The organism is Acerihabitans sp., from assembly GCF_036398755.1.
Taxonomy (GTDB): Bacteria; Pseudomonadota; Gammaproteobacteria; order Enterobacterales; family Enterobacteriaceae; genus Acerihabitans.
This window is the reverse complement of sequence record NZ_DASWOM010000093.1, coordinates 18,352-39,601: the sequence shown is the minus strand read 5'-3', so window position 1 is coordinate 39,601 and position 21,250 is coordinate 18,352. Positions and strand designations below refer to the sequence as shown.

General features: G+C 56.5%; 18 protein-coding genes. 9 read left to right on the top strand and 9 right to left on the bottom strand.

What is annotated here, in order from left to right:
- Positions 1-146: 146 nt before the first annotated feature.
- From VGC33_RS16050 to VGC33_RS16035, 4 genes are all read left to right on the top strand, one after another.
- A complete protein-coding gene (locus tag VGC33_RS16050; RefSeq protein WP_331121773.1) occupies positions 147-1,121 on the top strand; it encodes a hypothetical protein in 975 nt (324 codons plus the stop codon).
- Positions 1,122-1,145: 24 nt separating this feature from the next.
- Complete coding sequence (locus VGC33_RS16045) at positions 1,146-2,138, top strand: iron-containing redox enzyme family protein (protein WP_331121772.1); 993 nt, start codon at positions 1,146-1,148, stop codon at positions 2,136-2,138.
- A gap of 71 nt (positions 2,139-2,209) precedes the next feature.
- A complete protein-coding gene (locus VGC33_RS16040) occupies positions 2,210-3,337 on the top strand; it encodes a hypothetical protein (RefSeq protein ID WP_331121771.1) in 1,128 nt (375 codons plus the stop codon).
- 571 nt (positions 3,338-3,908) lie between these two features.
- Positions 3,909-4,952, top strand: a complete 1,044-nt coding sequence (locus tag VGC33_RS16035) for a type III polyketide synthase (RefSeq protein ID WP_331121770.1) — start codon at positions 3,909-3,911, stop codon at positions 4,950-4,952.
- 11 nt (positions 4,953-4,963) lie between these two features.
- Here the strand turns inward: VGC33_RS16035 and VGC33_RS16030 are convergent, their stop codons facing one another.
- Positions 4,964-5,416 (bottom strand): GNAT family N-acetyltransferase, encoded by a 453-nt coding sequence (locus VGC33_RS16030; protein ID WP_331121769.1) that lies wholly within the window; start codon positions 5,414-5,416, stop codon positions 4,964-4,966.
- A 355-nt stretch (positions 5,417-5,771) separates the two neighbouring features.
- Here VGC33_RS16030 and VGC33_RS16025 point away from each other — a divergent pair, with 355 nt between their 5' ends.
- Entirely contained in the window at positions 5,772-7,775 is a 2,004-nt protein-coding gene (locus tag VGC33_RS16025; protein WP_331121768.1) for a CocE/NonD family hydrolase, read from the top strand.
- The gene (locus VGC33_RS16020) at positions 7,772-8,542 is read left to right on the top strand and encodes a nitrilase-related carbon-nitrogen hydrolase (protein ID WP_331121767.1); all 771 of its coding nucleotides are present in this window, start codon (positions 7,772-7,774) and stop codon (positions 8,540-8,542) included. Before VGC33_RS16025 ends, VGC33_RS16020 begins: the two co-directional genes overlap by 4 nt.
- A 23-nt stretch (positions 8,543-8,565) precedes the next feature.
- Here VGC33_RS16020 and VGC33_RS16015 read toward each other — a convergent pair whose 3' ends face one another.
- From VGC33_RS16015 to VGC33_RS15980, 8 genes are all read right to left on the bottom strand, one after another.
- On the bottom strand, positions 8,566-9,534 hold the full coding sequence (locus tag VGC33_RS16015) for a GlxA family transcriptional regulator (RefSeq protein ID WP_331121766.1): 969 nt from the start codon (positions 9,532-9,534) through the stop codon (positions 8,566-8,568).
- A gap of 56 nt (positions 9,535-9,590) precedes the next feature.
- The gene (locus VGC33_RS16010) at positions 9,591-11,618 is read right to left on the bottom strand and encodes a CocE/NonD family hydrolase (protein WP_331121765.1); all 2,028 of its coding nucleotides are present in this window, start codon (positions 11,616-11,618) and stop codon (positions 9,591-9,593) included.
- A 39-nt stretch (positions 11,619-11,657) separates the two neighbouring features.
- Positions 11,658-12,911 carry an MFS transporter gene (locus VGC33_RS16005; RefSeq protein WP_331121764.1) on the bottom strand — a complete coding sequence of 418 codons (1,254 nt, stop codon included), beginning with the start codon at positions 12,909-12,911 and terminating at the stop codon, positions 11,658-11,660.
- 107 nt (positions 12,912-13,018) lie between these two features.
- Entirely contained in the window at positions 13,019-14,581 is a 1,563-nt protein-coding gene (locus VGC33_RS16000) for an ABC transporter substrate-binding protein (RefSeq protein WP_331121763.1), read from the bottom strand.
- Between the two features lie 11 nt (positions 14,582-14,592).
- Positions 14,593-15,603 carry an ABC transporter ATP-binding protein gene (locus tag VGC33_RS15995; RefSeq protein ID WP_331121762.1) on the bottom strand — a complete coding sequence of 337 codons (1,011 nt, stop codon included), beginning with the start codon at positions 15,601-15,603 and terminating at the stop codon, positions 14,593-14,595.
- Complete coding sequence (locus VGC33_RS15990) at positions 15,596-16,564, bottom strand: ABC transporter ATP-binding protein (protein ID WP_331121761.1); 969 nt, start codon at positions 16,562-16,564, stop codon at positions 15,596-15,598. The genes VGC33_RS15995 and VGC33_RS15990 overlap by 8 nt, the downstream gene beginning before the upstream one ends.
- Complete coding sequence (locus VGC33_RS15985) at positions 16,564-17,478, bottom strand: ABC transporter permease (RefSeq protein WP_331121760.1); 915 nt, start codon at positions 17,476-17,478, stop codon at positions 16,564-16,566. Before VGC33_RS15985 ends, VGC33_RS15990 begins: the two co-directional genes overlap by 1 nt.
- Positions 17,479-17,480: 2 nt before the next feature.
- On the bottom strand, positions 17,481-18,425 hold the full coding sequence (locus tag VGC33_RS15980) for an ABC transporter permease (protein WP_331121759.1): 945 nt from the start codon (positions 18,423-18,425) through the stop codon (positions 17,481-17,483).
- 888 nt (positions 18,426-19,313) lie between these two features.
- Between VGC33_RS15980 and VGC33_RS15975 the strand changes: the two genes are divergently transcribed.
- From VGC33_RS15975 to rpoZ, 3 genes are all read left to right on the top strand, one after another.
- On the top strand, positions 19,314-19,739 hold the full coding sequence (locus VGC33_RS15975; RefSeq protein ID WP_331121758.1) for a MarR family winged helix-turn-helix transcriptional regulator: 426 nt from the start codon (positions 19,314-19,316) through the stop codon (positions 19,737-19,739).
- 555 nt (positions 19,740-20,294) lie between these two features.
- Positions 20,295-20,918, top strand: a complete 624-nt coding sequence (gmk, locus tag VGC33_RS15970) for a guanylate kinase (protein ID WP_331121757.1) — start codon at positions 20,295-20,297, stop codon at positions 20,916-20,918.
- 54 nt (positions 20,919-20,972) lie between these two features.
- Positions 20,973-21,248, top strand: coding sequence for a DNA-directed RNA polymerase subunit omega (rpoZ, locus tag VGC33_RS15965; protein WP_331121756.1), 276 nt, complete (start codon positions 20,973-20,975; stop codon positions 21,246-21,248).
- The last annotated feature ends 2 nt before the right edge of the window (positions 21,249-21,250 follow it).

The following is a 21,250-nucleotide window of genomic DNA, read 5'->3' as shown; positions in this document are numbered from 1 at the left end:
AAAGGAGAAGTGATCATGAATGTGACAAAATGCAAACTCACCATCGTGGCTAAAAAGACGCGTCCTGTCCTGATGCCATCGCACCTATGATAACGCAAACCAATAAGGCATCTCCCTGAGGTGCCTTTCTTAATGGAGTCATTGTCATGAGCGACCTAAACTATTGCCCCCATCTGAACTGCACACTTACTTTATCCGACAATCATCTGGTGGCCATCACAGATGAGGATGAATTTACCATCAACGTTTTACCCGTGGCGCCTAAAGAAGCGTATAATTTCCTTCTCTTATTGGATGGAAAAACCTCCGTCCCTGAAATCCTTAAGAAAAATAAAACCCAAATATCCCATGAAGATGCGGCGCTCCTTATAGAATGCCTATCGGAATCAGGCCTGTTAATCCGAAACCTGCCGACAGAATTCCTCACGGGTAAACAGGCGATACTTGAAATTGAAGATGTTCAAAATCGTCTGATGGATAAATCGTTATATAACAATATATTTTGGAAGAAATGCATCAGTCCTGACCTCATACCGGAAAATGTATTTATCGGCATGGCGATTGAGAACTACCATCTGCTGGCGCGCGGCAGTTCATTCGATGCCCCGGCCCTTCACTTTCATGGCTGTCGCAAGACCCGGCAGGCACTGAACGCCGTCTTTTGCAGCGAGCATGGCCACGCCGAGATTATCCTGTCCGCATTAAGGATACTCGGTATGGATGAAAACGACATTACCTCGTCGGTTCCCCTGCCTGAAACGCTGGGATTGGCTAATTCCCTCGCCTATTGGTCCGCCAGCGATCCGCTGTTTTTCTTTAGCACCATGGAAATACTTGAAGGGAAGGACTCCTCGGTTGACAGTTATGTCATTGCCATGGAGCAGTCGGGCAAGATGAATGCGCAATTCGTCGAAAAAATAAAATCCCATTCACTCATAAACATCAAGCATAACCATACCAGTTTCGGCCGTCAACTGCTCGCGACTATCCCGGTGATATCCAGAGAAAGTTTAAACAGAATGAAAAGACAAACCCATCTTTTCATTGAATTATACAACGCATATTATCAAGCCATATGGGATTATTATTCTTGCGGCAATAGCCTTGTGCGATCCATTTGAATAGACAAGGGGAGAAATACTTTTATGAATAATTTTTTCTGTCTACCACGGCTCAGGAAAGGCGTCGCCATAACGGTTGTTGATACCGGTATTTCATTGCATTATCATGAACAGGGCTGTGACATTGCCGTGGCGCCTCATGCCAAGAAAAGCCTTATTTCATTTCTTAATAAATTAGCCCAAGGAAATTATAGCATTCAAAAATTAATGGAGATATTTCCGGATAAAAGAGGCTTTTGCTGCACTGAGATTATTCAGCACCTCGACAAACTGGGGTTGATAGATGACGGGGTGAAAACACAGCCGGCCGGAGCGCTGAGCGGGGAAGATTTTTATTATACCCGCCTGTTACCCGTAATAAGAAAATGGCAATACAATTGCGGCGATTCCCCGTTATACAGTCGCATGACTTCCGGGGAGATTACAAAAAATGAAATTATCGGCTTTGCCATGGAATACTATCATCTGGTAAAAATGTCTTCGGCAATTATTTCTCCCGCTTTAAGCCATAATGTTAACGACAAGATTCGCACCCTGCTGCTTACCCTGTTTGTCGAGGAATATGATCATGATAAAATGTTGCTGGCCTGTCTTGCCGCGGTAGACATTGATGAATCCACCTTATCATCCCGCCAGCCTTTGCCGGCCACTTTTATGGCTAACGCCAGCCTGGGAGTCTATGCCAGGCAGCACTTACTGAGTTTCTTTTGCGCGCTTTTGCTGTTCGAAACCCCGAGTCATACCTTTAATAAAGCTTTTATCAACGCCTGTCATACCAATGGTCTGCCGGAAAACTTTTATCACCCAATTATAAAACACTCTGATATCAATGAAGAGGGAGAGCATGGCCTGATAACACTTAATCTTTTGAAGGAGATCCCTGTCATCTCTGTAGAGGAACAGAATGTTATATTAATACATATTTGCAGCCTCATTGAAATGCTGTTTGAGGAAGATAAGCAAATAGTAAATTTCTATAGTCAAAAAAACGATTTGAGACGAGTGTATAATTACTGATGTTAAATCCATTAAATAAAGGGAATGTTGTCGGTCATAATGAAATAACCATCAAGCGTGCTGAGTATCGTTTGGTTAACTTGCTGTCCGCGCATTTCTTTGAACGCCTGCTCTTTCTCGGCGTCGCGATTGTTTTACCGTTGAAAATGGTGGGCGCTAAGGATATGAGCATTGCCCAAACCGGATTATTTTACTCATTCCTTTTATTCATGTATCGCTGTACCCCTTTGCTCTTCAGTTACCTGAGCCGGTTTATCCGGCGGGAGTTGATTTTTACCACCGGGATCATGGTTGAATCGTCATCCTTGCTGTTAATGGCCCATATGCAGGTTCCGCATGTAGCCTATGGCTGTGCGCTGCTGGCGGGCGTCGGCGGTGGGGCCGCAGCCACAATGATGATAAGCTTGATTGAATCAGCCGACCGGGATGCCAAGTTGCTGGCGGGGAACAGCGTCAATCATGATATTTTCAATATACATTTGATGCTGATAAACGCGTCGGCATTTATCAGCCCGTTTTTCGCTTTTCTTCCGGCCAGGATCTATCAAGGCATTGTAACGATTATTTTCCTGATTCTAATGATAACCTTGTATAACTTCTTCCGTCTTGGCAAAGTAGCCGACCATGAGCGTCACCTTACGGGAGGCAAACTCCTGCCGGGATTTGATAAACACTTTTTTCTGATCTGGACCGCCGCGCTTTCGGTATGGGCGGCATGTTCTATTGTTTATGCCATTTTACCCTCACTGGATTCTCATTTTATGGGACAGGATGGAGTAAATGTCTGGCTATCATTTGACGCCGTAATCGTGGTAGCGCTTTTTTTCCTGTTCAGGCGAGTCTCTCTCTTTCAACACAATACTATGGGCAATGCCAGTATCGGCATGATTGCTATCCTGGCGGCGCTGCTTTTTATCATGCTGGGCATGCATGATTTTTATATCCTGCTGGTATCGCTGTCGGTACTGGCGTTCGGCGGATATCTCGCGTTCGGCCAATTATACGGTCTGGCTATGCAGACCCGTTTCACCCAGCGCAAGACATTTTACCTCGGGTTATTGTCTTTTTCCGGCGCGCTGGGCGAAGGCGGCACCCAGGCTATCTTTTGGCTGACCCGGGATGCCGGACAAAGCCTGGCCATTACTTTTGGCATCGTCCTGATGGGCCTGTTCGCATTGCGTCAACTGGACGCCGCATAAGCTATCTTCACCCGTTTTGGCGGGTGTTGATGATATTTATCGCCGCCAAGGCACAACCCTATTTTTGGCTGCCCACCATTAATTATCATACTCATTATTCATTTATCAATATAAATAGCCTATGGGAAAAATGCCTATGCAGCCTCTTGTCACCATAAAATAATGTATATTACGCTGCCTTTTCAGGGCGGGATAGTATATTAAACTGGATTATATCCATAATAACCGTCGTTATTATTGATAATTACAGCATGCTAACCACAATGGAGGTATATAAAAATTAGCCATATTTCATAAGAAAAAGTTATTTGCAAATAATCATTTCTTTCAAGATATAAGCTTGTTTATTTCCCGCCATAAATCAACGTATTACTGAATAAAATCCGTTCCTATCCTGAAAATGATAAATTTCAGGATATGTCTAGAATAAGTTTTTTTCCTTATGCCATCGATTATCAGGATTGACAAAATGGATTCTTACAACCAATCTTATGACGGTTAGTTTTTATTAATTAAAGATGTCGATCAGCGCATTAACTTATTATAAAGATATTATGGAGCCATACTAAAAATGCCTACACTACACAAACCAGCAATTTTCCTGCCGGAATATATTATTACCTTGGATGATACGATTGAATTAGCCAAAAGGGAATTCAAGGGCAGCCCCAATCTGGATAAGGCCATCGAACTTATCACCCATACCGGCGTTAAAAAACGGCATATAATTCAACCCATTGAGCTAGCCTCTCTGCATCCTGGCTTTGGTTATAGAAATGCGGTTTTTGAATATCAATCAAAGCGGCTTGTCCCGCCGGTAATTGAAGAAGCGCTAAGCCATGCGGATATTACCGCCAAGGATGTTTCGGCAATAATTTACGTTTCCTGCTCCGGTTTCTTGATGCCGTCCTTAACCGCATGGCTTATCAATAAAATGGGGTTACCGCTTGATACCGTGCAAATCCCTATTTCGCAAATGGGTTGCGCCGCGGGCGGTGCGGCGATTAACCGTGCGCTTGATTTCATCACCGCGCATCCAGGCAGCAACGTATTAATTGTCAGCTGTGAATTCTGCTCGCTCAGTTACCAGCCTACCGACGATGATATCGGCAGCCTGCTTTCCGATGGACTGTTTGGTGATGCGATAACCGCGGCGGCGGTCACTTCCCATTCCGGTAATGGGCTGATGTTGCAGCGCAATTGTAGTTATCTCATTCCAGAGACCGATGAATGGATCCGCTACGCTGTAAAAGATACCGGTTTTCACTTCCGGCTGGATAAACGCGTGCCGGGCACCATGAAACCCCTGGCGCCCGTCATGACGGAGTTCGCCCGCAAACATGGCTGGGAGATAGACAAACTTGATAATTATATTATCCATGCGGGCGGACCGAGAATCCTGGATGATTTATGTAAATATCTGGGCGTGCAAAGGGAGCAATTTTCATTTAGCCGCGACACGCTGGTCAATTGCGGCAATATAGCCAGCTCGGTGGTCTTCGAAGCCTACCGGCGGATGCACGAGTCCAGCGTATTCAGCGCCGGCGGCAAAGCCATCATCGCCGGTTTCGGGCCGGGCATTGTCGCCGAAATGAGTTTATCCCAGTGGAAATAAGGGCGATAGGTTTATGCCCGGGCGGCGTTATCCATGCCGATATGAGGGATGCCGTCTTCGTCATACACCTGCGTTATCGCGCGGAAACCTAACCGGCCATAAAACGACTGCAAGTGGGCCTGGGCGGACAGATGGATGGTCCGTTCCGGCCAATGCGTCGCGCATGACGATAGCGCGCGCTCCATCAGTTGAAGCCCCAGGTTCATGCCGCGGGTTTTGGTCGCCACAATGACGCGGCCGATGGACAATTGTTCCCCTTCGACCAGGATACGGGCATAAGCGCAAAGCTCGCCGTCCAGATAACCCGCCACATGGCGATGGTCGCCCACCAGGTCCCGGCCATCCACATCCTGGTAAATGCAGTGCTGCTCGATAATAAACACCGCATTGCGCAGGGCCAGGATCTCATATAGCCGCTTTGGCGTCAGCTCGCGTTGATGCCAGTCATACCAGTCCAGGTTCATCGGAATTCCTACAAAAACAGCCGGGCTTGAATTAACCCCGGCAGGGTGAAATTTATGCCTGACGCTTTCATGGATGGCCCGTAGCCAGGCGCGCGCGTCGGATTATCCGCTATATTGTGTCAGTCTGGGGCGTTGCGGATGCCGCCTGATATCTTACGTTAATTCCCGTCAGGACAATAGGGCAAGCGCGGCGCCGTCTCCTGGCCCGGTGCCCGCCGCCGGGGTCCGGCGGGGCGGCCTGCCCGACCGTGGGGGTGACATGTCGGATTTACGGCAAAATATGACGTATTCATCATGGCCCGCGCTGGGCGCTGTGCAAAGATAAGACCATCGGAACGAGTGCGGAAAAATGCCCATGCGGATAGATGAAACGGTATGGATTACCCTGGCGGACGGCTGCCGACTGGCGGCGCGCATCTGGCTACCGGATAACCCGCGGCCGGTGCCGGCGATCCTGGAGTACCTGCCCTACCGGCGGCGGGATCGCCACCGGGGCGATGATGCCGTCCTGCATCCGGCCCTGGCCGGGGCGGGTTACGCCGCGGTCAGGGTCGATATGCGCGGCGCCGGGGATTCCGACGGCCTGATGAATGACGAATATACCCCGCAGGAATGGGCCGACGCTTGCGAAGTCATTGCCTGGATTGCCGCCAAGCCTTGGTGCTCGGGCGCGGTGGGCATGATTGGCATCTCCTGGAGCGGCTTTAACGCGCTGCAAATCGCCGCCCTGCGCCCGCCCGCCCTGAAGGCGATAGTCACCGCCTGCTCTACCGACGATCGCTATGCCGATGATATGCATTACATGGGCGGCGTGCTGCTAAACGATAACCTGCAATACGGGGCCACCCTGTCGACCTGGACGCCGACGCCTCCCGATCCCGATATTGTCGGCGAACGCTGGCGGGAAATGTGGCTGGAAAGGCTGCAGGCCATGGATCAGCCGCCACCGGCGCGCTGGATGCGCCACGCGGTGCGCGATGAATATTGGCGCAGCGGATCGGTGTGCGAGGATTATTCCGCTATTCAAATACCGGTACTGGCGGTCGGCGGCTGGGCGGACGGCTATACCAACACCGTGCTGCGTCTGCTGGAAAACCTTGCCGGCCCCCGTAAAGGCCTGATCGGCCCATGGGGCCACGCGTTTCCCCATATCGCCACGCCGGGTCCACGCATGGATTTTATCGGCTATGTAACACGCTGGTTCGATCATTGGCTTAAAAATAAACCCACCGGCATCATGGACGAACCTATGCTGACCTATTGGATGCAGGAAGCGGAACCTCCTCGCGCCCGTTATCCCGCGCGGCGCGGCCGGTGGGTTGCCGAACGTCAATGGCCCTCCGGCTCGATAAGCGCGCGGCGCCTATATCTCGCGCCCGAGGGTCTGCGCGGGGATGCGGCGGGTCCGTTCGCTATCAGCATATGTTCTCCGGCCACCACCGGCCTCGCCTCGGGAGAGTGGTGCCCCTATGGCTGGGGTCCGGATATGCCCGGCGACCAGCGCGAGGACGATGCCGGCTCCGCCTGTTTCGACGGCCCGGCGGCCGCTGCGCCGCTGCAGATTGTGGGTCGCCCGGTCATCAATATTGAGCTTGGCGCCGACCGCCCGCAGGCCATGATTGCGGTACGCCTGAACGCGGTGGGTCCGGACGGCTGCGCTATCCGCATGTCCTATGGCCTGCTTAACCTGACCCAGCGCAACGGGCGCGATCGCTGCGAGCCGTTGGCGCCGGGTGAGTTTTATACCGTGCGGCTGGCGCTGAAGGCCGTGGCGTTTGAACTGCCCGCGGGCTTTCGCCTGCGCGTGGCCGTGTCCACCGCTTACTGGCCGTTGGCCGCGCCGCTGCCGGCGCGCGCCGTGATTACCCTGCGCGGCGGCAACATTGAACTGCCGCTGCGCAATCAGGCCACGGACCCGTGCGCGGCGCCGGATCTCGGCGCGCCCTGGTCGCCGCCGGCGGTTCCCTCCCAGGTCCTCGTGGCGCCACAGCGTGGACGTCTGCGCTTGACCCGGGATATGGATGACGGCGACACCACCCTGGAGGTGGTGCGCAACCTGGGGGCGCTGGTGCTGGAGGAAACCGGCCTGCGCCTGGATGCCCTGGGCCGGGAAACCTATAGAGTGAATGCCCTCGACCCGTTGTCCGCCACGTCGGAGGCGGTGCGCAGCGCCGGTTTCCAGCGCGGCGACTGGTGCGCCAGGCTTGAGGTGACCCATCGCCTGAGCGCGGATAAAGACGGCTGGCGGCTTGAATCCAGTCTGGACGCGTTTGATCATGAGCAGTCTGTCTTCTCGCGCCGGTGGGATGATTATTTCCCCTTTTTCCCCGATGCCCTTGCCGGCGGAGAATCTTCATGAAGATCGGCATCGCCCAGGTCACCGGCGCGCCCGGCGGCAGAGAAGAGATCGTGGCATGGGTACGCGCGGCGCTGGATGGCCTGGCGGACGCCGACCTGGTGATGCTGCCGGAACTGGCCCTGTGCGGATATGACGATCCGCCGCGCATCCGCGCTATGGCGTTGGCGCAGGACGACGCCATCCTGCGGGCGCTGGCGGAACTGGCGCGGGAAAGGCGGCAGGCATTGGCCTTCGGTTATGCTGAACAGGCCGACGATGGGCTGTACAATGCGCTACGCGTGATCGACCGCCATGGCCGGGTGCTGGCGAACTACCGTAAGGCCCATCTGTGGTCCGGTTATGAAACAGCCTTGTTCCGTCCCGGTGAACGCCTGGTCAATGTGGTGCTCGAGGGGATTAATTTTGGCCTGCTTATCTGCTACGACCTGGATTTTCCCGAAGCGGCGCGTTTCCTGGCGGCAAACGGTATGGATTGCCTGCTGTGCATCAGCGCCACCAGCGTGGGGTACGACGTGGTGCCGCGCCATACGGTACCCGCCCGCGCCTATGAAAACGGCTGTTACGTCGCGTTCGCCAATCGCGGCGACGAGGGCGGCGCGTTCCCCTGCGTCGGACAAAGCCGCGTGGCCGGTCCGGACGGGACCATTATCGCGACGGCGCCCTGCGGAGGAGCGGCGTTTATCACCGCGGAAATCAGCCCGGAAAGAGTCAAGGCATGGCGGCGAAACCATCCATACCTGGCCGACCGACGGACCGATCTTTATTAATACGCCCTGGGTATTGTGCGCCATCAGCGGTTTCTGGCATGCCGGGCGCGCCGCATATCCGACGGCAACACGCCGAACGCGCGCCGGAAACCGCCGGCGAAATGCGATGTGGAACTAAAACCGGCGGATACCGCGATTTCAATAATCGACAGGTCTGAATAAATCAGCATTTCCCGCGCCTGCTCCAGGCGCAGCTCCAGATAATAACGCTGCGGCGTCCTGGCGAAATAGCGGGCGAACAGGCGCTCCAATTGGCGACTGCCGATGCCGACCCGCGCCGAAATCTCGGGCAGCGGCAGGGGGTCTTCAATATGGGTTTGCATAATGGCGATAGCCGACCCGAGCGGCGCCGGGATCGGCGCCGGGGTGGGACGTCCGCCCCGCTGATCGTCGGCGGCGCTGCGGATCCGCTCATGATGGAACTGATTGGCGACGGCGGTGGCGCGATCGTCGCCATAACGCTCGGCTATCAGGGTCAGCATCATATCCATCGCCGCCGTCCCGCCGGAGCAGGTGAGCCGGTTGCGATCGATCTCGAAAATCTTGCGGGTGCAGTTAATGTCCGGATAACTTTCGCCGAACGCCGCGCGGCTTTCCCAATGAATAGTACAGCGATAGCCGTTGAGCAGGCCGCATTTGGCCAACAGGAACGTGCCGGTGGACAGCGAGCCGATAAACAGGCCGGCCCGGGCCGCCTGCCGCACCGCCTTAAGGTAGCCGCGCTCGAACTTGGGCGCCACCACCCGTTCGCCGCCGCAGATAAACAGATAATGGGATGCCGGCAGCACATCGTTAACCGGCACGGTGGGAAAAGGAATGCCGTTGGCCGCCTCAACCGGATCCCCGGCCAGGCTGGCGAGGTGCCAGGCGAAGGTTTTTGTTTCGTAGAGCCGGTTGTAGGAACGCAGCGGCTCAATAGCCGACGCCAGGCTCATCATGGAGAAATCATGGCCCAGCAAAAAAGTGAACACGATGGGTTCGTTTGACTGCATATTACTCAATCCGGTTACGCACCACTAAGCCCGTCATGTTCATCATAGTAACGTAATCAGCGGCGTTTGCCGCTGATTCTGGCGGCGAATTGCTGTTCCCACCGCCGTTCGAACACCACCTGCCCATTTTCCCGCGCCTCATAACGGGATGTCAGGAGCAGGCCGTTATCGTTCCAGGCCAGGGCGGTTTCGCTGCGCAGCGCGATATGCCAGCCGGGCCGGAGGTAACGCTGCATCCGCACCGCCTCCCAGCGGGCGCTTTCGGGCGTGGCGCCAATAACGTATGACTCGTGGCCCTCGCCGTCAAAACTCAGCTCGCCGATACGGGTCCGCTGCCGTTTGGCATCCATGGTCAGTCGATGCGTGCCGCTGGCCGCGTCCCACAGTACCTGGCGCGAGGTCACTTCCGCGGCCAGCACCTCATGCGCTAGCGCGGGAGCCGAGCGGGCGGGGCCAAACGGCCGCGCGCGGTCCGCGACGCTGTCCGGGCGGGACGGCAGGCGGAACACCGCGCTATGCGGCAGCAGTCTGACCGGCCCCTGTCCCGGCTCCGCCCAGGCCATCGGCCAATAGGTGGTGGAGAGAGCCAGACGTATCCGGCAACCGGCGGAAAACCGATAGGCCACGCCTTTTAGCGGCAGCACCACCCGGAAAGCCTGACCCGCCGGCACATCGGGGCGCACCAGCCGGTGAATGCCAAAGGTAATGCGGGCGGAGCGGCCATCGGCGGCCACCTCGTTCAGGCGCAAAATCAGCATGGCCGAGGGACTGTCAAAGGCGATATCCACTTCCAGCCCGGCCTTGCCGCACAGGTCGAGCGGCTCGTCGAGCACCGGGGTATCAAAACAGACCGACAGGCCGTCGTCCTGGCGCTGATCCGCCTGGAATTCCGGGGCGTTGCCGCCGCCGTCCAGCGGACACCATTCGCCGCCCATCAGGCCGCAATGCATTGGCGTATCGATCGCTAAACAAGGCACTGCCCCGTGCGTCGGGGTGGTTGTCGGCGAGACCGCGGACGGCAGGTCCGACAACCGGCCATCGGCCAGGTAAAAATCCCGGCTTGCCGCGGCCGGGGGCCAGCCCGGCGCGGTAAGCCAATGGCCGTCCAGGGTCAGCGAGGACGGTTCGGAACGCAGGTTTTCCCCTTGCCAGAGATCCAGCATCGGCTCGTCCATTATGCCGGTCTCCTCCCCCAGCAGCCAGTGCCGCCAGAAGCGCAGGCAAACGCCAAGGAAATCGATGGCCGGCCCCGGCGTGCCCCAGTTGGGATAGATATGGGTCCAGGGACCAATAAGCCCTTTGCGCGGCACCTTCAGGTTGGCCATCAGGCGCAGGATGGCGTCGGAATAACCATCGGTCCAGCCGCCCACCGCATAAACCGCGCATTGGATATCATCATAGTTTTCACAGACCGATCCATGGCGCCAGAACGCGTCGCGCTCCATATGCGCCAGCCAGCGGCCGAGCGGCGGTTCCATGCCGTTGAGGCGCTCCAGCCACAGATCGCGCCAGCTTTCGCCCACATGGGCCGGGTCCAGCGGCCGTCCCAGTTGGGTAAATAAACCGCTGCCCCATTGCAGCCCGTCGGTCAGCAGCGCGCCACCCATAAAATGCACGTCGTCGGCGTAACGATCGTCGGTGGAACAGCAGGTAATAATAGCCTTCAGCGCCGGCGGACGACGGGCGGCGATTTGCAGCGCGGCAAAACCGCCCCAGGAGATGCCGATCATGCCGACGCTGCCGTTGCTCCATGGCTGAGCGGCAATCCAGGCTATCACTTCCACCGCGTCATCCTGCTCGCGCGCCAGGTACTCGTCATGCAGCAACCCCGAGGAATTACCGCTGCCGCGCAGGTCGATGCGCATGGCGGCCATGCCGTGAGCGGCGAAAAAACCGTGGATCATGGCATCCCCCACCGCCGTATTGTCGGACTGGCGATAGGGGATCCACTCCAGCACCAGCGGGACTTTCGCCGGGGTTTCCGGCAGCCACAGCCGGGCGGCGAGCGTGATGCCGTCCGACAATGGGATAACGATCTGGCGATACGGCGGTACCACAAGTGATGGGTCTATCATGTCTGACATGCGGGTGCCTCCCGGCGATAATGGCTGAAAGTGGTGAAATCATGCGTTGCGCCGGGCGCCAAAATGGTCCCAGCCGGCGATGGCGGCGACGCCCGCCAGGCATGCCGCGCCGCCGATGATCATGGTGAGCGGCAGCCCGAGCAGTTCGGCCGCGCCGCCGCAGATGATGGCGCCGATAGGCACGGTTCCTATCAGCATCATGGAATAAAACGACATCAGCCGGCCGCGCAGGGCATCGGGCACCCGGTGCTGCAGCAGCGAATTCGAACTCAGGTTCTGGGTCAGTATGGCGTAGCCTATCGGCGCGGCTATCAGGGCGCTAAGCCAGAACAGATGCGACAGGCCCAGGCACACCTGCGACACGCCCAGCATCAGCGCCGCCCACATCGGCCAGGGACGCATCTTGCCGATATCGCTGCTCCACGCCAGGCGCAGGGCGGCCATGAGCGCGCCAACGCCGGTAATGCTCATCAATATGCCCGACCCGGCGGGACCGCCTTTCAACACCGTATCCGCCAGCATGGGCAAAAAGGAAAAATAGGGCACGCTGGTCAGGCTGCATAAACCGACCAGCAGCAGGATACGCAGGGCGTCGGGGTCCTGGCGCAGGAACGCCAGCCCTTCGCCCATCTCGGTCAGCAGGCCGCCGGCACGGGCCACCGGCGGACGCTGCGGGATGCGCATGCTGGATAAAAACAGGATAAGCGGCACATAAGAGGCGGCGATAAACGCAAAACACCATCCTTCCCCAACGGTATCCACCAGTACGCCGCCCAGCGCCGGTCCGATCAGGCGGGCGCCGTTGAAAATCACCGAGTTCAGCGCCAGCGCGTTGCCCAGGTCGTTGTATTCCACCAAATCGACCACCAGCGACTGACGCCCCGGCAGGTCAAACGCGCTGATAAGGCCTAGACCGAGGGCGATGAAAATAGCGATTTCACCTGTGATCCAATGGTTTAACGTGAGTATCGACAGCAGCGTTACCAGCAGCGTCAGGCCGATTTGCGTGGCCAGCACCAACCGGCGCCGATCGCAGCGATCGACGATAACGCCGGTAAACAAGCCAAACAGCAGAATCGGCCCCTGGCTGCAAAACGCCAGCAGTCCGAGCATCACCGGCGAAGATACGCCCAGCCGCCAGATAAGCCAGCCTAAGGCGATGGTATGGATCCAGCTGCCGATTACCGAGAGCAGCTGGCCGCCGAAAAACCGGCGGTAATTCGGATGCCTCAGGGCGCTGGCGGCGGTGCGGACGCTTTTTTTCGGGGCGAGGGGAATACGGGCAGTAGTCAAGGAAGCTCCCACATCCGGCCCCGGGCGCCATCGTAAGCCCTGGGCCGATATTCTTTTTTTCAGTGATAAAGCCCGGCAATACCCGCCCGGGCGGTAATGCCGGATAATCAGACGCTTTTGATCTCGCGGAACAACGGCCATTGGCCGTCGGGGGTCCATGCGCCTTTAATAGCGGTGGGCGTCACCCAGGCATTGCTGCCGTGATATAAAAAGACATAGGCGCCGGTCTCTTCCAGCTGATCCTGCAGCTTGACGTACATGGCGGCCCGTTTCGCCTGATCCAGCTCGTTGGCCGCCTCGGTATTCAGCTGGTCCCAGGCCTTATCACAGGTACGCTGGGTATTCCAGATGCCCACCTGGCTACAGGTAAACCATGCGGTAACCCAGCTGGCGTCCGGCGCGGTGGTGAAGGTGGTCATACGCAGCTGGGCGTCCTTCCAGGCGGTGCCTTCGGACTCCTGGCCCGCCGCGACAAAGGCGGCGCCATCCATCTGATTGACTTTAAGCTGGATGCCCACTTCGGCCAGCTGCGCCTGGATCACCTGCGCCACGGTGCCGCCGTCGGTGGACGTGGTTAAATCCAGCCGCAGTTGCAAATTGGATACGCCGGCCTCCTTGAGCAGTTGTTTGGCGGCGTCCGGGGAGTAGGGATATAGATTTTTCACGCGCGCCCCCGGCAGCGGCGGCGGCACCAGGCCAAACGCCGGTTTCACCGCGCCGCCGAAGGCGGCGTCCAGGATGGAGGGCACGTCGACAGCCTGCTGGATGGCCCGCCGCACGCGGAGGTCTTTCAGCAGCGGGTGATCGACGTTCATGCCAAGCCAGGTATAGGCCAGCGCCGGGCGCACGGTAAGCGTGGTGCCCGCCACGCCCTGCTGGTATTTGGGAATGGCGCTGATATTGATTTTAGTCATATCCAGATCGCCGGCTTCAAAGGCAATTTCCGCCGTGTTCAGATCGCCAATCGGCACCAGCTGAATCTGATCGTAAAAACTGTGCGGACCGTTCCATTTGTCGTTGCGCACCAGGGTCAGCCGTTCGCGCGGCAGCCATTCGCCAATTTTATACGGACCGGAGGAGGCCAGCGGATCGGTGGCGATTTTTTTATCCTTGGCGGCTTCCACCGCTTTTTTACATACGATCAGGCCCGAGGCGTGCGGCAGGGTGCTGGTGAACAGCGGCGCAAAAGGGTGTTTAAGGTGGATAATGCCCTCATAGGCGCCTTTGACCTCGACGTGATCCAGCGCTTCCCAGTCGGAGGCGTAGATAGCGGACAGTTTCGGATCCAGGAAACGCTCATAGGAGTATTTAACGTCCTCCGCCGTCATTTCGCCGAAATCGCCGCTCCATTTTATCCCCGGCTTAAGCTTGAAATGTACCGTCAGCGGGTCCACCTGTTCCAGCGATTCCGCCGCATCCAACTGCCAGCCCCATTCAGTACCCGCCTTGTACTGGCACAGGCCGGAGTACACCGCAAACATCACCATTTCGTCATACCAGCCGCTGCGGTTGGCCGGATCGAGATTGGTAATATCCAGGTCGTTTTGCACCCGCAGGATCTTGTTTTTATTATCCGCGGCAAACGCCAGCGTCTGGCCGCCGATCGTTAACGAGCTGGAAGCCCCGGCGGCGAGAATCGCCATCGTCTTGATAAGGGAACGTCTGTTCATCGAGGGGCCTTTCATGGATGCATCTCCTTTACTATGATGCGGCTGGGCTGAGCCTGTGGGGGTTGAGCGTTAATCAAAGGGGTATGACAGGAAACCTGGTGCTCCCCGCTGAGTGGACGTAATGCGGGCGCGTCCGTACGGCACATCAGGGTTGCCAACGGACAACGGGTATGGAATTCACAGCCGGAGGGCCGTCGGGACAAGGTGGGTACCTCGCCGGACAACGCGCCCACCCCGGGCGGGTTATGTTTGCTTTTCGCGCTTAGCAGCGCCCGGGTGTAGGGATGAGCCGGCTGGCGAAATACCAGGTCGGTCGGACCGGTTTCCACGATGCGCCCAAGATACATAATGGCGATGCGGTCGGTCACATGGCGGGTGATGGCCAGATTATGGGTAATAATCAGGTAACTCATGCCCAATTCGCGCTGTAGCGCGGTCAGCAGATTCAGCAACTCACCCTGCACCGACAGATCCAGCCCCGCGGTGGGCTCATCGGCGATAATCAGTTTGGGGCGCAGCGCCAGCGCCCTGGCCACCGCCACCCGCCGTGCCTGGCCGCCGGACAGCTGGTGGGGATAACGGTCCAGGAACAGCGACGGCAGCCCCACCAGATCAAGCAGCCGGGACGCCTCCAGCCGGCGTTTGATCTCCCGGCCGTTGACGGTAAACGGCTCGGTGACCAGATGTTCGACCGTCATGCGCGGGTCAAGCGCGGCCATCGGGTCCTGGAAAATCAGTCCGGTCTCCCGGCGAATGGCGCGCCATGACAAATCGCTGGCGTCATTCGGCGCCCGTCCGTTGACCTGGATGCTGCCGCGCGCGGTGGGCGCCAGGCCGATAACCGCGCGGCCGAGGGTGGTTTTGCCGCTGCCGCTTTCACCGATAAGTCCCAGGGTCTTGCCGGGCGGCACATGCAGGCTGACGCCCGCCAGCACATCGACATGGCGCACCGCGCCGGGCCGCAGGCGGCTCAGCAGGGTGCCCGTCTTGTAGCGGACCACTAAATCCTGGATTTCAAGCATGGGCGTTCACCTTATGGCAACGAACCACCCAACCGCCGGCGTCAAGCAGGGTATCGGGCGGGTTCTGCGCGCTACAGGGGGCAAAGGCCACGCCACAGCGGGGCTGGAAAGGACAGCCGACGCGATCGACGCTGGGCATGGGCACCGAGCCGGCGATAAAGGGCAGTTCACGCGTGGCCACTTCAATCCGCTCAGGATCGCACGCCAGCAACGCCTGGGTATACGGATGGGCCGGCGCGGAAAAAATCTGCTTGATAGGCCCGGCTTCGACAATTTCCCCGGCGTACATCACCGCCACTTTGTCGCACAGGGCGCTGACCAGATGTAAATCGTGGGTCACGAAGATGATGGCCCCGTCCACCAGCTTCCGGCTTGCCTTAAGCACTTCCACCACCTGCATTTCGGTGGTGGCGTCAAGCGCGGTGGTGGGTTCGTCGGCTATCAGCAGCTCCGGTTCGGTCAGCAGGGCGGCGGCAATGGCGATGCGCTGGCGAATACCGCCGCTCAGCTCATGGGGATATTGCTTTAACCTCCCTTTGGGGTCTGAAATACCGACGCGCTCAAGCATCGCCAGGGCGCGCGCCAGCTTTTCCGCTTTAGATCCGGATTTTTGATGCTGAAACGCCAGCAATTGTTTGCCGATGGTGATAACCGGATTCAGGGCGGTAAACGGATCCTGGGACACCGTGGCGATACCGTTGCCGCGCAGCCGCCGTTTGGCGTGCTCAGGCAGGTCGAGCAGGTCTTGCCCCTGATAGCGCAGATGCCCGCTCGCATGGGCGTTGGCCGGCAGCAGGGTCAGCATGGCGCCGACCAGCGTGGATTTGCCCGAGCCGCTTTCACCCACCAATCCCAATACCTCGCCCTTGTCCACGGAAAGAGTGATATTACGCACCGCTTTCAGCGGGCCTTTGGCCGAGTCATAGGTGACCGACAGATCTTCGATTTCCAGCAGGGCCATCAGCTCTCTCCTCTGGATTGTCGCGCGGTGCGAGGGTCAAGCGCGTCGCGCAGCGCCTCGCCCAGGAAGGTAAACCCCAGGGTGGCCAGGATGATGGGAATGCCGGCGGCGATAACGATATGCGGCGCCTGGCGGATATAGGAATAACCGTCGTTAAGCACCGTACCCCAGCTGGCGTCGGGAGGCTGCACGCCCTGGCCGAGGAAGCTCAGTCCGGATTCAATGGCGATCACCGCCGGGATATCCATCGCCACCAGCACCAGCAGCGTGCCGACCAGATTGGGGATCAGGTGGCGAAACACCACGCTCAGGGGCGAGGCGCCCATGGCGCGGGCGGCAACGATATATTCCATGCGTTTCAGTACCCGCGTCTGGCTGCGTACCACCCTAAAATATCCCGGCACCATAAAGGTGACGATAATCATGATGATGGTGGCAACGCTTGAACCGATAAGCGTCACCACCGCCAGCGCGAATAAAATCATCGGAATCGACATCAGCGCGTCGCAAAACAGCATCAGCAAGGTGTCGATTTGCCGTGGGCCATACCCCGCCAGCAGGCCCAGCATGGAGCCGATCAGCAGCGCGCCGCCGGTGCCGACAAACGCCACCGTCATGGCGATCCGGCTGCCATAAATCAGGCGCGAGAGAATATCGCGCCCGAGCTGATCGTTGCCCAGCCAATATGCCATACTGGGTCCCTTCAGCCTGAGCGCCGCTTTAATGGCGATGGGATCGTGCGGTGCCAGCCACGGGGCGAAAACGGCGCAGGCCAGCAGCGCGACGACGCAGATCAACGCGAAACGTCCCATGCCGCCCGACCAGACCTGGCGCAAAACCCGGAGCGCGCCGGGACGCGGCGCGGCTGGAGTCAATGTTTCCAGCCCGGGAGCGGTAGTGGATATCAGAGCCATGGTCAAAGCTCCTGCCGCACGCGCGGATCGAGAAAGGTGTTAATCAAATCGGCAATCAGGTTGGCCAGCACGTAAAAACCGGAGGTCACCACCACCGTGCCCATCACCACCGGGAAATTACGCGAAATCACCGAATCGAAGGCCAGTTTGCCGAGGCCCGGACGGGCAAAGACGATTTCGGTCAGCACCGCGCCGGACAGCAGCGAGCCAATACCGACCCCCAGCACCGAGACCACCGGCACCACCGCAATCGGCAGCGCATAGCGCATGGCGATTAACCGCTCGCCGACGCCGAAGGCGCGATAGGTCCGGATATGATTTTCCTTAAGGACTTCCAGCATGGATGCGCGCACCAGCCGGGATAGATAGCCGATCCAGCTCAAGCCCACCGTCAGGGAAGGCAACACCAGGGCGTTGAGTTGGGAAACGGGGTCGTCCCGTTGCCCCGCGCCGATGGCGGGGAACCATTTCAGGGTGACCGCGAAGATAAGCAAAGCATAGATAGCCACCACAAATGCCGGCAGGGCGATGACGCTGGTGGACAATAAGCCGATGAGGCGATCGGCCAGGCTGTTCTGGCGCAACGCCGCCCAACAGCCCAACGGGATACCCAGTATAATGGCCCAGGCGATGGCCGACAGGGCCAGTATCAGGGTATTGGGCAGGGCGCGGGCGATCAGTTGATTCACCGGCCGATGGGTCAGGACATCTTCGCCCAGGTCGCCGGAGGCGACGTTACCGATAAAGCGGCCGATCTGCACTATGGCCGGCCGGTCCAGTCCCATATGCTCGCGCAGCGCCTGTTTTTGCGCTTCGCTGGCGCGCGGCCCCAGCGCCACGGAAGCCGGGTCGCCGGGCACCAGGAACACCAGGCAAAAAAGTAACGAGACGGCGAGCAACATCACGGACGCCGCCAGCAAAAGCCGCCGAAGCAGGTAAAAAAACATAAGCCCAGCCTGTTTAAAATTGTCGCAATGAAGTACCCGCTTATCACCCGTTGCCGCATCGACACCCGTCGACAGGCCGTCAATAGGTTCACGACCGGGAATAAGCGTCGGGAAATGGCCATCCGCCCGGATTAAAGTACCGATCTCTACTGGTTGGAGCAGTAAACGTCAGCAAGCTTGCCAGTGTTTACCCCGGATATACGTCGTAATTACGACATTTTTTTGCAAAAGAACGACATATAAGAACGCCGTATGCCTCGGCGCGCATTTATCCCACGGGTATGGGCAGGGCAAAGCAACGCGTTAAAGGGAACATCTTGCGGCTATGCCCTTGTCGTGATGTTTATGTTAGAAATTTATTTAAATTTATTTTTATAATTATTATTTTTTTCCAAGAAAAAACATATGTTATTCGATTTTATTTAAATGTTAATATTTATAATAATCAATATATATCATGGTGTTACGTTATATTTATGTGATAAACATATAAAGATAGCAGACTACATGGTTAATATAAAAGTAATAAAATAAAATAAAATATCACCACCGTGATATTTCGATATTACATGCGTCTTTTTCTATTAGTCATGTTTCAAAATAGAAAATATTCATATAAACTGCGCTGGCATTGAATAATCCGTATTGTATATGGTTCTTCTTATTGAGGGCCCAATTAATGATTCTTGTAGCGCTTAACGCGAGCAATAGCAATATTGGCGGTGTCTTTGCCATCGATGGATTGGGAGTGGAACGTCTATGTTGCACAAAGCATTTTTTCACTAATCCATTGCCGAAGGGACAAATTAATCCCTGTATCAACATTACAGATTTTTATCCTGCCATTGTGGCGAATGAATCGTCTTAATTACACAGAGAGCAACAACGATGGAAAAAAGAATAGATATGTCAGTTACCGTGGAATCTTTATCGCGCATCTATCATCGCCTGAGAAAAGAAGTGAACGGCCAATTGGTCAATGAAGGGCTTTCCCTGTCAAAAATGAAGATCCTGCAGTTGATTACCCATGGCAAGACCAGCGCCACCGATATCAAAAACTATATGGGGTTCTCTTCCCGTACGGTGGTAACGGTGCTGGACGCCCTGGAGAAAGACGAAATGCTGCAACGCCAGCAAAGCCCGACCGACCGCCGTGTTAAACATGTTTATATAACGGAAAAGGGTCGCGATAAACTGGAAATTGCCCAGCATACCCATCGGACTATCCTGGAGCGTATTCTGGCGCCGCTCTCGGAATCGCAAATGGAAAAATTCAGTGAAATTTGCATTACCCTCGAAGCCGGCCAGCGCTAATTGCGGCGGTAACCCTTACGTAGCCTAGTCAGTACGGTAGGAAAAAACGGCCTATCGGTAGTACATCAGCATCATCAAGATTTCCTCATCAACAATAGGTTTTGTGTTGATGAGGAAATACCTCTTCCACACCGAAAATATAACCAAATCTTGATATATGCCTGCCAATAGTTTAGCAGGCATTGCCTTCGGCATGGATAGCTTCCCGGCTATTATGCAGCGGATCCCCGTATATATGCGGTATATGAGCCGACACTGCTTATGATATCGCATTGGTCACCCGATGATGTGAAATAGTTAGCATTGTATATCTTAAGTTTTTTTTATGTATTTACTGCGAGACTTAAACGGCCATTGCGCTTTTTCACGCCCGTTTGTTTGCTGCCGTCGTGGTCTTTCCGCGTTCACGCCGCCGCCGCCCCACCCTTGATAACAAGGGAAGCTGCAACCTGTGCCAATGCTGTGTATAATGTAAAACGATATCGTCTTCACCCGTCGATTTATCAACGACGGTTATCCATTACAGACATCCACTACAGCCGAAAAATTTCCACTATGGTTCATGGTACGCTTTACATTGTTTCCGCACCCAGCGGCGCGGGAAAATCCAGCCTGATCCAGGCGTTGCTTAAAACACAACCGCTTTACGACACCCAGGTATCGATCTCCCACACCACGCGGCCCATACGTCCGGGAGAAAAACACGGCGAACACTATTTTTTTGTTTCCGAGGCTGAGTTTACGCGCATGATCGGGGAAGAGAGCTTTCTCGAATACGCCAATGTCTTTGGTAATTATTACGGCACCTCGCGCGAGGCCATCGAACAGGTGCTGTCCACCGGCGTGGATGTGTTCCTGGATATCGACTGGCAGGGCGCGCAGCAAATCCGCGAGCGGATGCCCCAGGCGCGCAGCATTTTTGTGCTGCCGCCGTCCAGGGAAGAGCTGGATCGGCGACTGCGCGGCCGCGGGCAGGATAGCGAAGAAGTCATTGCCCGGCGCATGGCGCAGGCGGTGGCGGAAATGTCGCATTACGCCGAGTATGATTACCTGATTGTGAATGACGAATTCAATACGGCCTTAATGGATTTGAAAACCATTATTCGTGCCGAACGCCTGCGTCTGGGCCGGCAAAAGTTACGGCATGACGCTTTAATCACCAAACTGTTGGCGGACTGAAACAACTTTCAGTATGATGCCCAGTCATTTCCCTATTTGCGGAGTAGCTCACATATGGCACGCGTAACTGTACAAGACGCCGTTGAAAAAATTGGTAACCGTTTTGACCTGGTGCTGGTCGCTGCCCGTCGCGCTCGCCAACTTCAGGTCGGTGGTAAAGATCCCCTGGTGGCGGAAGAAAACGACAAAGTCACCGTTATCGCCCTGCGTGAAATAGAAGAAGGCCTGATTACCAATCAGATCCTCGACTTGCGGGATCGCCAGGAACAGCAGGAGCAGGAAGCCGCAGAAATCCAGGCGGTTACCGCGATTGCTGAAGGTCGTCGCTAAAC

Bases quoted from the DNA above. Each gene is read 5' to 3' on its own strand.
- rpoZ (WP_331121756.1), top strand. From the start codon at position 20,973: ATGGCACGCGTAACTGTACAAGACGCCGTTGAAAAAATTGGTAACCGT.
- VGC33_RS16020 (WP_331121767.1), top strand. From the start codon at position 7,772: ATGAAGATCGGCATCGCCCAGGTCACCGGCGCGCCCGGCGGCAGAGAA.
- VGC33_RS15975 (WP_331121758.1), top strand. From the start codon at position 19,314: ATGGAAAAAAGAATAGATATGTCAGTTACCGTGGAATCTTTATCGCGC.
- VGC33_RS16030 (WP_331121769.1), bottom strand. From the start codon at position 5,416: ATGAACCTGGACTGGTATGACTGGCATCAACGCGAGCTGACGCCAAAG.
- VGC33_RS16010 (WP_331121765.1), bottom strand. From the start codon at position 11,618: ATGTCAGACATGATAGACCCATCACTTGTGGTACCGCCGTATCGCCAG.
- VGC33_RS16045 (WP_331121772.1), top strand. From the start codon at position 1,146: ATGAATAATTTTTTCTGTCTACCACGGCTCAGGAAAGGCGTCGCCATA.
- VGC33_RS15985 (WP_331121760.1), bottom strand. From the start codon at position 17,478: ATGGCTCTGATATCCACTACCGCTCCCGGGCTGGAAACATTGACTCCA.
- VGC33_RS16025 (WP_331121768.1), top strand. From the start codon at position 5,772: ATGCGGATAGATGAAACGGTATGGATTACCCTGGCGGACGGCTGCCGA.
- VGC33_RS15990 (WP_331121761.1), bottom strand. From the start codon at position 16,564: ATGGCCCTGCTGGAAATCGAAGATCTGTCGGTCACCTATGACTCGGCC.
- VGC33_RS15980 (WP_331121759.1), bottom strand. From the start codon at position 18,425: ATGTTTTTTTACCTGCTTCGGCGGCTTTTGCTGGCGGCGTCCGTGATG.
- VGC33_RS15995 (WP_331121762.1), bottom strand. From the start codon at position 15,603: ATGCTTGAAATCCAGGATTTAGTGGTCCGCTACAAGACGGGCACCCTG.
- VGC33_RS16050 (WP_331121773.1), top strand. From the start codon at position 147: ATGAGCGACCTAAACTATTGCCCCCATCTGAACTGCACACTTACTTTA.
- VGC33_RS16015 (WP_331121766.1), bottom strand. From the start codon at position 9,534: ATGCAGTCAAACGAACCCATCGTGTTCACTTTTTTGCTGGGCCATGAT.
- VGC33_RS16035 (WP_331121770.1), top strand. From the start codon at position 3,909: ATGCCTACACTACACAAACCAGCAATTTTCCTGCCGGAATATATTATT.
- VGC33_RS16000 (WP_331121763.1), bottom strand. From the start codon at position 14,581: ATGAACAGACGTTCCCTTATCAAGACGATGGCGATTCTCGCCGCCGGG.
- gmk (WP_331121757.1), top strand. From the start codon at position 20,295: ATGGTTCATGGTACGCTTTACATTGTTTCCGCACCCAGCGGCGCGGGA.